The organism is Sinorhizobium sp. P24N7 (assembly GCF_042436655.1).
In the GTDB taxonomy this organism is placed as follows: Bacteria; Pseudomonadota; Alphaproteobacteria; order Rhizobiales; family Rhizobiaceae; genus Sinorhizobium; species Sinorhizobium meliloti_A.
Map to the genome: position 1 here is coordinate 14504 of NZ_JBHMIW010000003.1, position 13076 is coordinate 27579.

General features: G+C 62.2%; 10 protein-coding genes and 2 pseudogenes. 1 reads left to right on the forward strand and 11 read right to left on the reverse strand.

The features are described 5' to 3' along the window. Positions 1–98: 98 nt before the first annotated feature. The 3 genes from ACFHWW_RS05220 to ACFHWW_RS05230 are packed head-to-tail and all read right to left on the reverse strand — an operon-like array spanning position 99 to position 3709. Complete coding sequence (locus ACFHWW_RS05220; RefSeq protein ID WP_379937537.1) at positions 99–1358, reverse strand: glycerate kinase; 1260 nt, start codon at positions 1356–1358, stop codon at positions 99–101. A 12-nt stretch (positions 1359–1370) separates the two neighbouring features. Next, positions 1371–2141 (reverse strand): enoyl-CoA hydratase/isomerase family protein, encoded by a 771-nt coding sequence (locus tag ACFHWW_RS05225; protein ID WP_275602675.1) that lies wholly within the window; start codon positions 2139–2141, stop codon positions 1371–1373. Next, positions 2138–3709 carry an acyl CoA:acetate/3-ketoacid CoA transferase gene (locus ACFHWW_RS05230; RefSeq protein ID WP_379937538.1) on the reverse strand — a complete coding sequence of 524 codons (1572 nt, stop codon included), beginning with the start codon at positions 3707–3709 and terminating at the stop codon, positions 2138–2140. The genes ACFHWW_RS05225 and ACFHWW_RS05230 overlap by 4 nt, the downstream gene beginning before the upstream one ends. A 123-nt stretch (positions 3710–3832) precedes the next feature. Between ACFHWW_RS05230 and ACFHWW_RS05235 the strand changes: the two genes are divergently transcribed. Beyond that, entirely contained in the window at positions 3833–4654 is an 822-nt protein-coding gene (locus tag ACFHWW_RS05235; protein ID WP_248446592.1) for an aldo/keto reductase, read from the forward strand. Between the two features lies 1 nt (position 4655). Here ACFHWW_RS05235 and ACFHWW_RS05240 read toward each other — a convergent pair. From ACFHWW_RS05240 to ACFHWW_RS05275, 8 genes and pseudogenes are all read right to left on the reverse strand, one after another. Next, positions 4656–4919 (reverse strand): annotated as a pseudogene (locus tag ACFHWW_RS05240) (type II toxin-antitoxin system RelE/ParE family toxin). Continuing rightward, positions 4916–5201, reverse strand: a pseudogene (locus ACFHWW_RS05245) (type II toxin-antitoxin system ParD family antitoxin). The pseudogenes ACFHWW_RS05240 and ACFHWW_RS05245 overlap by 4 nt, the downstream one beginning before the upstream one ends. An 81-nt stretch (positions 5202–5282) precedes the next feature. Continuing rightward, on the reverse strand, positions 5283–6878 hold the full coding sequence (locus ACFHWW_RS05250; RefSeq protein ID WP_379937539.1) for a GMC family oxidoreductase: 1596 nt from the start codon (positions 6876–6878) through the stop codon (positions 5283–5285). Then, positions 6878–8374: an aldehyde dehydrogenase family protein gene (locus tag ACFHWW_RS05255; RefSeq protein WP_379937540.1), complete on the reverse strand. Its 1497-nt coding sequence runs from the start codon at positions 8372–8374 to the stop codon at positions 6878–6880. Before ACFHWW_RS05255 ends, ACFHWW_RS05250 begins: the two co-directional genes overlap by 1 nt. Positions 8375–8527: 153 nt before the next feature. Beyond that, entirely contained in the window at positions 8528–9562 is a 1035-nt protein-coding gene (locus ACFHWW_RS05260; protein WP_379937541.1) for a zinc-binding dehydrogenase, read from the reverse strand. 9 nt (positions 9563–9571) lie between these two features. Further along, a complete protein-coding gene (locus ACFHWW_RS05265) occupies positions 9572–10513 on the reverse strand; it encodes an ABC transporter permease (protein WP_102763188.1) in 942 nt (313 codons plus the stop codon). A gap of 7 nt (positions 10514–10520) precedes the next feature. Then, positions 10521–12032 carry a sugar ABC transporter ATP-binding protein gene (locus ACFHWW_RS05270; protein ID WP_379937542.1) on the reverse strand — a complete coding sequence of 504 codons (1512 nt, stop codon included), beginning with the start codon at positions 12030–12032 and terminating at the stop codon, positions 10521–10523. Positions 12033–12042: 10 nt separating this feature from the next. After that, entirely contained in the window at positions 12043–13008 is a 966-nt protein-coding gene (locus tag ACFHWW_RS05275; RefSeq protein ID WP_379937543.1) for an ABC transporter permease, read from the reverse strand. Between the last annotated feature and the right edge of the window lie 68 nt (positions 13009–13076).

Genomic DNA, 13076 nt, shown 5'->3' on the forward strand with positions numbered 1-13076 from the left:
GCGGGCCCTTTCCGACCGTCATTCTCGGGCTTTGACGCCGAGGATGACGTTTGGAGAGGCTGCGCGCATGCACTGGCTCGGAAGAGGGTAGCCGCCTTTCACCGTACCAGAATCGCCCTGAAGTCATTCACATTGGTACCTGTGGGCCCAGGCACGAACAGATCTTCGAGGCAATTGAACGCAGTCCAGGCGTCGTTGCCCGAAAGCAATGCGACCGGATCTCTGCCGAGTGCGCGCAAGCGCGTCGCGCTGCTTCCGTCTGCAAATGCTCCCGCATTGTTCTCCGAACCGTCGATACCGTCGCTATCTGCCGCAAGTGACGCGAAGGGCAGGCCTTCGGCTGCGATCGCGAGCGAAAGAAGGAATTCGGTATTGCGCCCTCCCCTTCCATGCCCGCGAAGCGTCACCGTCGTTTCACCGCCCGAAAGCAGAACCACGGGACGTTCGAAGGGGCGGTTGCGCAAGGCCACTTCGCGCGCGATTGCGGCGTGGACTTTGCCGACGTCGCGCGCCTCCCCTTCGATCGCGTCCGACAGGATGATGGCAGGCATTCCCCGTGCTTCGGCCCGAGCCGCGGCAGCCTCCAACGAAAGCCGCGCCGAGGTGATAACCTGAGCCTCGTGGCCCGCAAAGACGGGATCGTTCGGCGACGGGGCCGTCCCGTTCTCGCCCTTCAGCCAATCGACGAGCCTCTCGGGCAGTTCGATTCGCCAGGCATCCACCATTGCGCGGGCCGTAGCGCGGTCCGTCGCGTCGGGAACCGTGGGTCCCGACGCGACCTGTGCCGGGTCATCGCCCGGGACGTCGGAAACGATGAAGCTCACTACTTTCGCCGGGTGGCAGGCGGCGGCGAGCCGCCCTCCCTTTATGCCTGAGACCTGCTTGCGGATTGCGTTCATCACGGATATCGGTGCGCCGCTTGCGAGCAGCGCCCGATTCAGGGCGATTTCATCTTCGAGAGCGAGTTCTTCGGGCGGGCAAGGCAGCAGGGCCGAGCCTCCTCCACAGAAAAGAGCAACGACGAGGTCATCCGCCGTCAGCCCGCGCACAGCTTCGAAGAGCGCGCGCGAGGCGACAAGTCCGTTTCGGTCGGGAACCGGATGGGCCGCCTCGATCACCCTTATCCGATGGCAGGGAACGGCATAGCCGTAGCGGGTGACGACGACGCCTTCGAGCGGGCCGCCCCAAAGGCTCTCGAATGCCGCCGCCAGTTGGGCCGCGCCCTTGCCCGCCCCAACCACAACGGTGCGCCCGCGCGGCGGCTCCGGCAATCGGGTGCGAAGCGCAAGCTTCGGGTCTGCCGCCCGCACGGCCGCGTCGAACAATTCCGAAAGAAAGTCCCGATCGTCAGGTGACATGAAAACCCCAGCTCATGAGCCGAACCGCGCCGGCCGCCTCTCGCGGAAGGCCGACAGGCCTTCCTGCAGGTCGTCGGACGCCGCGGCCACGGCACCCGCCAAGGCTTCGACGACCCGCTCGTTTTCTTCTTTCTCCGCTGCGTTGATGAGCATTTTCGTGAGTTCGGTCGCGCGCGCCGATCGCTTCATTACGCCTGCCGCTGCGCTTTCCGCGGCGGCGCGCCCCTCGCCCGTTGCGACCACCTGATCCACCAACCCAAGGGCGAGCGCCTCCTCAGCGTTATAGACATGCCCGAAGAGCGCCATGCGCCGCACGAGCTGCGGACCGAACCTTCGCACCGCGCGTTGCGTGCCTGACCAGCCGGGAATTATTCCGAGCCCCGTCTCCGGCTGGCCTATCCTGACATGTGCCTCGGCGATCCGGAGATCGGCGCAGGCGGCGAGCTCGAGCCCACCCCCTAATGTGTGCCCGTTCAACACCGCGATCAGCGGAACCGCGAGCCGGGCCAGAGCATCGAAGGCCGCATGGCCGTCACGCACCCAATGGCGGCCGAAGGACTCGGGCGAAGCATTGCTCCAGGCATCGATGTCACCTCCGGCGCAAAACGAACGCTCCCCCTCACCGGTCAGTATCGCCACCTTCGCCGCGGAGCGCTCGATTTCGCGACAGGCCGGGACGATTGCATCGACCATCTCGCCGTTAAGCGCATTCAGCTTGTCCGGCCGGCTAATCGTCAGCCAGGCGACACCTTCCTCGATCTTCAGTCGAACCGGCTCGCTCACAGGTCTAACCCCATTGCGGTTGAAAGAAACAGGGCTTTGTCCATTTCCTTGAGGCCGTCGGCTACCCGCAGGGGCGTCGCTGCCTGATCGAGAACGTCCCTCCTCAAGTCCAAACCGGGGGCAACCTCGCTGACAACGAGCCCATCGGGCTCGAGCTTCATCACGCAGCGTTCGGTGACATAGGTGACATCCTGCCCTTGCATGCGTGCACGCCGGCCGGAAAAACTGACCTGATCGACTTTCGGGACGATCTTCGCAACTCGTCCTTCCTTGTCGATGACGAGCCGCCCGTCCTCGACATGCATTTTCGCGCCCGCGTTGAAATTGCCCGAGAAAACGATCTTCCTTGCGCGCGCGGTGATGTCGACGAAGCCGCCTGCGCCGGCCGTGCGGTGGGGTGTCGCTGCGAGACGGCTGACATTCACCGAACCTTCGGCGTCGATTTCAAGAAATGACAGCAAAGAGCAATCGAACCCGCCCGCCTGGAAATAACAGAACTGATGCGGCGAGGCGACGAAAGCCTCGGCGTTCGACGCACAGCCGAATTTGAAATCGAGCAGCGGCACGCCGCCCACCGCGCCCTGCTCGATCACCCAGGTGATCTTGCCGTGATGCCCTTCTTCGATCAGCACGCGCGGGACGTTTGCCGAAATACCGAACCCGATATTGACCGCCCAGCCGGCCTTGAGTTCCTGCGCCACCCGGCGGGCGATCACCTTGCCGGGGTCCAGCGCCGGCGTGCGGAACGTATGAAGCGGGCGGAACAGTTCCCCGGATATCGCGGGATCGTAAGCGGTCGCAGTCGTCTGCAATTGATCGGGCGCTTCGACGATGACATCGACGAGTATCCCCGGAACGCGCACGTCGTGAGGACGCATCGTTCCCTCGGCCGCGACCCTTTTCACCTGGGCTATGACGATCCCACCCGAATTGCGCGCCGCAAGCGCCATCTCCATCGCGCCGAGCGTCGCACCTTCGTGCTCGAAGGTCAGGTTGCCTCTCTCGTCGGAGGTCGTCGCGCGGATGATCGCGACATCGGGCTGAATGGGCGGAAAATGCAGCCAGTCGTCGTCGGCAAAGCGCACGCGCCTGACGATCGGCTCGGCCCGCGCTGCGGCGTTCATGGCGCAGCCTTCCTGCTCGGGATCGACGAAGGTGTCGATGCCGACCTTGGTCAGCACACCGGGGCGTTTCGCGGCACCTTCCCTCAGCATGTCGAAGACGATGCCGGAGGGCACGTTCCAAGCCGCCACCTCTTCCTTCAAAATCATCTGCCAGATGAGCGGCGGTTCGGCACTGCTCGGACCGGAAGGATACGAACCGCCGATGATCTTCTTCAGCATGCCTGGCCTGGCGATGTGATCGACCCCCTTCGTCCCGAAGAAATCTCCGGCGGCGATGGGGTGAACCGACGTCAGTGCGCGCGGATGTCCCTCCGACTCGAACCGCTCTCCGAGTGCCCTCAAAACCTCATCGGGACAACATAGGCCGGACGACGAATTGACCGCCAGCACCGCCCCATCTTTGACCAGCCCGGCGGCCTCGTGTGCGGTCATCATTTTTGCCATGCCAGGGCTCCTTTTCTTGTTGCGTAAGTAACTAACCAGTTATAGCTTAAGCATGACAAGCCGCGGAGGCAAGAGGCATTTCCTCAGCTCCTCATTTTACTGGGCCAATCAATGGGAGGACCGATGAGCGTTTATTTCGAGAAGAGTTATCAGAGAGGTTTCGGCACCTACCCACTGAAGGGCGAGCCGTTGAAGGCGGCCATTCACGAGGCCATCATGGTCGGCTACCGCGCCTTCGACACTGCACAGATGTACGGCAACGAGGCCGAAACAGGGGAAGCGCTTGCCGAGAGTGGCGTTGATCGGAGCGAGTTCTGCATCACCACCAAGGTGCACCCCGACAACTATTCCGAAGAGAAATTTCTGCCTTCGATCGAGGCGAGCCTGAAAGCCTTGCGCGTGGATCAGGTCGACGTCCTCATGCTGCATTGGCCGGCAATCGGTGGTGAGAACGCTCAATCCCTGCGACTGCTACAGAAGGCTTTCCACATCGGCCTCGCCCGCAATATAGGGATCTCCAACTACACGGCCCGGATGATGCGCGACGCACAGTCGATCATAGAGGCGCCGCTGGTGACCAACCAGGTCGAATTCCACCCGCTCATCGACCAGAGCCGGCTGCTCGACGCAGCAGAAGAGACGAAGATCCCACTGTCCTCCTACTGTTCGGTGGCCAGGGGCGAGGTGTTCAAACATGCGGTCTTCGCCGAGGTCGGCGCGAGATACGGCAAGACGGCTGCCCAGGCGGTCCTTCGTTGGATCTTTCAAAAGGGTGTGTCCATGAATACCATGTCGACAAAGCCGGAGAACATCAGGGCGAACTTCGAGATCGTGGATTTCGTCCTTTCGCCGGAAGACATGAAGCGGATCGGCGCGATGAACGCGACCAACTATCGGATTCTGAAGGCCGGGATGTTGCCGTGGGTTCCGGACTGGGACCGGTAGGTCACGCGCTTCCTCCGCCCGGTCCGGACGCCGGAAACACCCAGTAAGTGGCGTCAACCGGTAGAAACCAAATTGCCACCTTGTCCCGCCGAAGAATCCGGATCCCGGAATGAATATCGGGCTGCAAAGGCCCGATATAAGACGTATCCACGAGACGATCGAATTCGAGGCGCAGTTTGCGGATGCGTTCAGCGCTACGCTCCAACGCCTCGCCAGGCGGATCTCCAAGTTAGACATAAGCGTCGAACAGATGATCGAAGATCAGCTCGAAATCGCGTTCGGCATCCGAACAATCCGTCGCTTCCGCTCAATCATCGCCGCAACGCGGCCTTCCATTTCCGTCCCAGAAATCATCGGTCCTGTTAATCGACGCTGGATCACTTCGCGAAGCGCTGACGCCTCGACGGTCTCCGCTTCCGTCTTTTGACGAAGCAGTTCGAAGCCTGCTGGAGGACGGAACTCAGGCTGGATACCGGCCGCTCTCTACCAACGAACGGGCGAACGCATCTTGTTGATCGGTCAACGAGATCGACGATTTGACACTCATAGACTGAAATCCTCTGCCCACCCTCTACTCAGTAGCACATTTGTCAAATTGTGTCGGGATCCCTCCGTTACTGCCTCGCGGTCATGTGTTACCCCGGATCAGATCGGCCGCCTTCTCGCCGATCATGATGGTAGCCGCATTGGTATTGGAGCCCACGAGACTGGGCATCACCGAACTGTCGCAGATGCGGATGCCATCAAGGCCGTGGACGCGGAGCTGCGGATCGACCACCGACATATCGTCGCGACCCATCTTGCAGGTGCATGTCGGGTGATAGGACGTCCGTCCGTATTGCCGCGCATAGGCCTCGAAGTCGGCCTGTGTCCTGACGTTCTCGTCGGGGAAGCGGATCGTCCTGATGTATTTCTGCAGCGACGGCTGCCCGAAAATTTCCCTGCTGATCCTGATGCCTTCGACCGAGATCCTGAGATCGTCCGGATCCTCGAGGAAGTTCGGGTCGACGATCGGCAGGGCGCGGGGGTCGGCAGAACGAAGGGTGACGGAACCCCGTGACTTCGGCCGGACCGTGTAGGAATTCAAGGTCACCCCGGAGGAACCCTTTGGAACGCTCGGCACTCCGGCCTCGGCTCCCGCCCCCGCAAGGAAGTGGAACTGGAGGTCGGGATAGGGGCTTGCCCGATCGCCGTACCAGAAGGCTCCACCCTCAACAACGTTGGAGGCGACCGGCCCGGATTTGAAAAGCGCGTATTCGATCCCCGCCAAGAACATCCAGTGGAGCTTGTTGTACTTGTCGAGACTGTCATGCCCCTTCAGCTCGGCAACGATGTCCACGCCGAAGTGATCGTGGAGGTTCTGGCCGACCCCCGCCATATCCTGCACGACGTCGATACCGTGGCTCTGGAGGGAGGCGGCCGGGCCGACCCCTGAAAGCATCATGAGCTTGGGCGTTCCGATCGCACCCGAGGTGACGAGTACCTCGCTCTCCGCCCGGGCGATCTTCGCGGCGCTCCCGGTCGAATATTCGACGCCGACAGCGCGGCGGCCCTGGAACACGATGCGAAGGACAAGCGCACCCGTGATGAGCGTGAGGTTCTTGCGCGCGAGCGCCGGCCGCAGATATCCGACGGCGGCCGAGCAGCGGCGGCTGTTGCGGATCGTCGTCTGGTAGACCCCCGCGCCTTCCTGGACCGGCCCGTTGAAGTCGGGATTATAGGGGATGCCGAGCTCCTGGCAGCTTTGGACGAAAGCCCGTGTCATCGGTTGCGGATCGGGAAGGTTGGAGACTCCGAGAGGACCGTCCGTCCCGTGCCACTCGCCGGAAAGGATCGTATTGCCCTCGGACCGCAGGAAGTAAGGCTTCACCTCCTGAAAGCTCCAGCCGTCGGCCCCCTCTTCCACCCAGCGGTCATAGTCCCGCGGGTGGCCGCGCGTATAGACCTCGGCATTGATCGAGGAGCCGCCGCCAAGCACTCTCGCCTGGGCATAGGGAATCTCGCGGTTGTTTGCATGTTTCTGCGGGGCGGTCGTCAGGCCCCAGGTCATCGGCCCCGCAGTCATCTTCGCGAAGCCGACGGGCATGTGGATCAACGGGTGACGATCGCGGCCGCCTGCCTCGATCAGGCAGACGCGCACCGAAGGGTTCTCGGAAAGGCGGGCGGCCAGAACGCAGCCGGACGATCCGCCGCCGACGATGACGTAATCGAAACCTTCCATCATCAGGCAATCCAATGCGTGCGCTTGCCGATCTCGATATGGACCGACTTCACCTGCGTATATTCCTCGACTCCGTACATGCCGGCCTCGCGGCCCCAGCCGGACTGCTTGAAGCCTCCGAGCGGCATCTCCGGCCCGCCGGCCATCATGGTATTGACCCAGAAGCGGCCCGCTCGAACGCGGCGCGTGACGGTCAGGGCCTTGTCGATATTCTTGGTCCAGACGCTTGCAGCCAGTCCGTAAACCGTGTCGTTTGCCAGCTCGACCGCCTGCTCGACCGTGTCGAAAGTCATCGAGCAAAGCACCGGCCCGAAGATTTCGTCACGCGCAATCGCCATGTCGCGCGATACGCCCGAAAACAGCGTGGGCGCGATGTATTGCCCGCGACCGAGATCGACGGCGGCCCCCCCGGTCACGAGCTCCGCTCCTTCCGTTTTGCCCTTGGCGATATAATCGAGAATGGTCGTATTCTGTGCTTCGGTCGTGATCGCGCCGACCTGGGTCGTCTCGTCCAGCGGGTCTCCGACGCGTATCCGTTTCATCTTCTCGGCAAGCAGCGCTTCGAATTCGTGCGCCACCGACCGCTCGACGATCAAGCGGGATGAGGACACGCAGCATTGCCCCGTATTGAAGCTGATGCCGAAAGCTGCGCCATCGGCCGCATCCTCTAGATCGGAGTCGGCAAAGACGATGATCGGGTTCTTGCCTCCAAGCTCCAGACCGAGCTTCTTGAAATTACTGTCGGCGGCCGCATGCACGCAGGAACGGCCAACGGCGGTTGAACCCGTGAACGACAGCATGTCGATGTCGGGATGCTCACTCATGGCCTGACCGATCGTCCGACCCGAGCCGGTGATCACGTTATACACGCCGTCGGGCAGTCCGGCTTCGGCGAGCACATCGGCAAGGATGAGAGTCGTCGCGGAAGTCACCTCCGACGGCTTCACGACCATCGTGCAACCCGATGCGAGAATGAAGGGAACGCGCTCGCACAGGATCAGGAAAGGAAAGTTCCATGGCGTGATGAGCCCGACGACCCCGATCGGCTCGCGCAGAACCATGCCGAACAATCCGTCTCCGAGCGAATTGAAGCTGTCGCCGTGCAGAAGGCGGGCCGCACCCGCGCCTACTTCAAAGCAGGCGATGCAGTGGTCGATCTCGCCGCGCGCCTGGGTGATCGGTTTGCCGTTTTCCAGCGCCTCCCAATAGGCGAGTTCATCGCGACGGGTGCGCAGGATCTCGGCCACCCGCAGCAATACCGACGCACGAGAGCCCCCCGGGAGACCGGACCAACGCCGGTCCTCGAAAGCCCGGCGTGCGGCGGCGACTGCGGAATGCAGGTCGTCGACGCTGCATTTTGCGGTGCGGGTGACCGCAATGCCATGTCCGGGCGAGTGCCGCACGAAGAGGTCATGACCGTTTTGCCATTTGCCATCCACGAAGAAACCGAAATCCCGCGGGGCGGCCGGAGGAGAAAGGAAGTTGTTCAGCTGGTCCATCGGGTGCCTCTCTATTCTAGTAACTAAACGGAAACTTGTATTAGCTGCGCGCTCGACCACGATGGTTTTAGGTCCGGCCGACCTAATGTCGTGACCGTGATCGATTCAGAGCGGGATGCGGGCGGAAACGGCGCACACTTTCCTCATCCCGCTCTAAGCGTCCAGCAGGATCTGGGTCTTGAGGTGCTCGGTTCTTGCCGAAACCGTTTCGAAGGCCTCCTGAATGCGCTCGAGCGGAAAGTGAGCAGCGGTAAAAGCCTCGGTTCGGAACCTGCCATGGGACAGAAGCGTCAGCGCGTCATGCATGTCCTCCCCCATTCCCGCAACCGAACCCTTGAGGCTGTTTTCCTCGAGTACGGTCCTGAGTATCTCGATCGGAACGGTTTCGCCTGGCGGGGTAATCCCGAAGAAAGCCACATGACCGCCCTTGCGGACCAGGTCGAAGGCCTGACGATAGAGCTTCGGGCTGCCGACGCTTTCGACGACGATATCTGCGCCGCGTCCGCCCGTCATCTCAAGCACCCTGCTCCTGAGCGCCGCGGGTTCCGATACCGCAGCATCCGCGCCCGCCTCGACCGCCATGCGGCAGCGCTCGCTCGATAGATCCGCAACGATGACCGGAGCCATGCCGACAAGGCGCATCATCTGGACATGCAGGTTGCCGATGGGGCCTGCTCCCAGAACCACTCCCGAGCGACCGAAGGCCGCACCGGCCTTGCGCGCCGCCCGGACGACGCAGGCGACCGGTTCGACGAGCGCCAGAACGGCTTCAGGCACTCCATCCGGAACCGGAAGGACCAGACGACCGGGAAGCGCCACATATTGCGCAAAGGCTCCATCGCGCCCGATCCCGACCTGCTCCACTTCGCCGCAGTTCAGAACTTCGTTGCGCCGGCACCAGTAGCAGTTGCCGCAACCAATATTGATGTCCGCGACCACACGCATCCCGGTCTTGAGGTGCGTCACGCTTTCGCCAACCTCTGCGATCGTCCCGCAGAACTCGTGCCCGGGCACCATCGGCAACCGATCGGCCGCGTAATGGCCGTTGAAGATGTGGAGGTCGGTACCGCATATGCCCGCCCGCGTTACGCGGATCAGGACGTCGGCCGGACCGATCTCGGGAATGCCGACTTCTCTGACTTCAAACCGGCGCGGCTCCACGAGAACGGCAGCTTTCATCGTCGCCATCCTTCTCTCCTACTTCACCGTCCTGAGCTTGGCCCGGTCGATCGTCAGGGCGATGGCGCCGATGAGGACGATGCCGAAGACCATTTGCTGTTGTGTCGCATCGATCTCGAAATAGAGCATCGAGGCGCGAATGACCGCTACGATCAGGGTGCCGATAACTGTGTTGAGGACCCCACCCACTCCGCCCGTCAGCGGAGTTCCGCCAACGAGAACGGCGACGATCGCCGGCAGCAGGAAACCGTTGGCGATCGTCGGCGCTCCGCCCGAAAGCTTGACTGCGAACAGGAGGCCGGCAATCGCCGCGAGCGCACCGGAAATCGCAAAGGCCAGTATCTTATAGCGGGCCACGTTCAAGCCCGATGCGGCGGCGGCGAGCTCGCCTGCGCCGACGGCCTTCAGCGCCCGTCCGAGAATGGTCCGGCGCTCGATGAAGAGGCAGACGACGAGGAGCACTGCAGCGATGAGGAGCTCGTTCGGCACCCCCCACGTCCGGCCGATCATCCAGCCGAAGGTCTCGTTGCGTTGCGCCGCGTCCATGTTCAGCGCGCGCTGGCCGGACAGCCATTGCGCGACCGAAAAGGCGACGCCGCCCACGGCAAGGGTGGAAATGAAGGACGGAACGTAAAGTCTCGTAGTGATGTAGCCGGACAAGGTGCCCAGCAGAAAACCCGCAGCCACGCAGAGAAGGGCCACCCAGGCTCCCATCGATGCAAGGTAGACCGAGGCAATCACGGTCACCATGTTGGCCATGGACTGGGCCGACAGGTCGATGCCTCCGATATAGATGGCGAAGGTCAGGCCGAGCGCCATGATGAAGAGCGGCACGATGTCGCCTGCGAGGCTCATGAGGTTTTGCGGCTTGAGAAAACCGGGATCGGCCATCCCGACGATGGCGACGAGCACCGTGAGCGTGATCCAGGGCAGGTGCGGTTTGAGGTGTTGTAGGTCCATCTTATCCTCAGATCATGTAATGCAGGAGGTCATAGAGGGAGGGCTTCGCGCCGGGTGCGCAATCGAACCGTTTCTGGATACTGCCATCCTTGACGACGACGATCGTATGGGAGAGGCCAATCGCTTCTTCGAGCGTGTCTGCCACCAGGACGATCCCGACGCCGGCATCGTTCATGGCGCGGATCATTTCGTAGACGTCCTCCTTCGCCCCGATGTCGAGACCTCGCGTCGGGTGATCGAGCAGCATGATATCGGCGCCAGCGGAGCGCCATTTGGCGAGAACGACCTTCTGCTGATTGCCGCCTGACAGATTGCCGCAATCCGCGAGCTCGGAATGGGCCTTGATGGAGAGCTTCCTGATCCACTCCCGCGCGAGCGCGCGCTCCTTTCCGACCTGCAGAACGCTTGCGGTCGAATGCTTTCTCATCTGCGAGAGGGTCATGTTCTCGTAGACATTCATGCCCGCCACGATGCCCTCGATCTTGCGCTCGCGCGGAACATATCCGACACCGAGGCCGACCGATTGACGCGGCGAATATGCCTTCACCTCCTGTCCCTTGATCTTCAGGCGTCCGCCGGTGGGGCTGAGCATGCCGTAGATTGCGCGCAATATTGCTTCCCGGCCCGAGCCTTCGGTTCCGACGAGGCACAGGACCTCACCGGCGTGAAGCCTGAACGAGATGTCCCTCGTGCGGCCCGGCAGGTCGATGCCGGACATTTCGACCAGGACTCTCGAGGGATCGTAGGGCTTTTGAAGCTGCTCCCGGTAATATTGCTTGTCGACGTTCCGCCCGACCATCTTGTGCTGGATCGATTCGGCATCGGCTCCGCGCCCGCCCCGCTCGACGACGTCGACCACCTGTCCGTCCTTCATCACGTAGATCCGGTCCGACAGCTCCATCACCTCGTCCATTCGGTGCGAGACGAATATGAAGGAGGCACGGGTCACGAGCTCGCGCACGAGCTTGAACAGGAGTTGCACTTCGTCCTTCGACAGGACCGAGGTGGGCTCGTCGAGGAGGATGACGAGATCGCCGTCGACCCGCTCTTCGAGTGTGAGGACCTTTGCGAGTTCGACCAGCTGACGCTGGGCGAAGGACAGCTTCGACGTGACCGTTGAAGGATCGATGTCCAGCTTGACCTTCGCAAGCTGTGCTTTCGCGGCCTTGGCCATCTCCTTCCAGTTGATGACGCCGAGGCGGACGAACTGCTGCTCGTAGCCGAGGAAAATGTTCTCCATCACAGTGAGGTTGGGGATCAGGGACTGCTCCTGAAACACCATCCCGATTCCCTTTTCCATCGCCTGGCGGGGGTTCGCGAAGCGCACGGCATCGCCGTTGATGAGGATCTGCCCGCCATCGGGCTGGTAGGCGCCATAGATCACCTTCATCAGGGTGGATTTTCCCGCGCCGTTCTCTCCTACCAGCCCGACGATCTCGCCGCGTTTGATATGGAAGTCGATCGCCTTCAGCGCATGAACGCCGGGGAACTTCTTGTCGAGGGACTTCAGCTCGTACATGGGCTCACTCTCACTTCACGAAAGAGACAAGCTTGCGATCGGTCGACAACACGACGGCAAGGATGACGAGGAGGCCCAGAACGCCGTCCTGAAGGAAGTCCGGCAGACCGATGACCACCATGCCGTTGTTGATGACGCCGACGATAAGGACGCCGATCAGCGCATTCCACACGCCGCCGATGCCGCCCCACAGGGCCACCCCTCCGACGACGACTGAGGTGATCGATACGAACATGAAATTGGAACCCGTGACGGACTCCGCTTGCCCGATGCGTGCGACGACGAGGACTGCCGCAATCGCGTAAAACATGCCTGCAAGCGCAAAGCCGGCGATGCGCACGCGGCTGACGTCGAGGCCCGAGGCATGCGCCAGTTCTTCTCCGCCGCCGACCGCATAGAAGTTGCGGCCGAGCCTTGTGTGTTCCTGGATGAACCAGGCGACGATCAGGAATACGGCGGCCACGTACACCATGAGCGGGAAGCCAAGCCATCTGACGGTCAAGAGGCCGCGGAACGCCGGATCGCTGACCCGCACTATATCGCCGCCCGTGACCAGAATTGCCGCGCCGGTTCCGACGAAACCCATGGCGAGGCTCGCCATGAACGAGGGTACCCGCAGTTTGACGTGGATCAGGCCGTTCAGGAAGCCTATGAGCCCGCCCATGATCAGGACCAGCGGAAGGGCGAGCCACGCCGTGCCCAGCAAGGTGCCGCCGAGCTTTATGAAGGCAAAGGAGAAGAGCACGGCCGTAAGCGAGATGACACCTTCCATGGAAAGGTCGATCGAGCCCATGATGATGATGAAAGTCACGCCCACGGCCACCATCAAGGCGGGGGCGGATGCGATGGCGATGCGCGCGAAGTTGCGGGCCGAGAAGAATGTCGGGTTCAAAACCGTAAAGAAGATCACAAGCGCGACGAGCACCAGAAGGGGCGCCCATTTGATCAGGGTCTCGCGCGATATGGGCCGGGTCACGATGGGCACCTTTCGCATGGTCTCGGATAAAGATAACGGGGACGGTCGGCTGCGCGCCGTCCCCTGAG

What these genes read in the sequence shown, in the direction of transcription:
- ACFHWW_RS05235 (WP_248446592.1), top strand. Translation starts at nt 3,833, where the DNA reads ATGAGCGTTTATTTCGAGAAGAGTTATCAGAGAGGTTTCGGCACCTAC.
- ACFHWW_RS05230 (WP_379937538.1), bottom strand. Translation starts at nt 3,709, where the DNA reads ATGGCAAAAATGATGACCGCACACGAGGCCGCCGGGCTGGTCAAAGAT.
- ACFHWW_RS05255 (WP_379937540.1), bottom strand. Translation starts at nt 8,374, where the DNA reads ATGGACCAGCTGAACAACTTCCTTTCTCCTCCGGCCGCCCCGCGGGAT.
- ACFHWW_RS05270 (WP_379937542.1), bottom strand. Translation starts at nt 12,032, where the DNA reads ATGTACGAGCTGAAGTCCCTCGACAAGAAGTTCCCCGGCGTTCATGCG.
- ACFHWW_RS05260 (WP_379937541.1), bottom strand. Translation starts at nt 9,562, where the DNA reads ATGGCGACGATGAAAGCTGCCGTTCTCGTGGAGCCGCGCCGGTTTGAA.
- ACFHWW_RS05250 (WP_379937539.1), bottom strand. Translation starts at nt 6,878, where the DNA reads ATGATGGAAGGTTTCGATTACGTCATCGTCGGCGGCGGATCGTCCGGC.
- ACFHWW_RS05265 (WP_102763188.1), bottom strand. Translation starts at nt 10,513, where the DNA reads ATGGACCTACAACACCTCAAACCGCACCTGCCCTGGATCACGCTCACG.
- ACFHWW_RS05220 (WP_379937537.1), bottom strand. Translation starts at nt 1,358, where the DNA reads ATGTCACCTGACGATCGGGACTTTCTTTCGGAATTGTTCGACGCGGCC.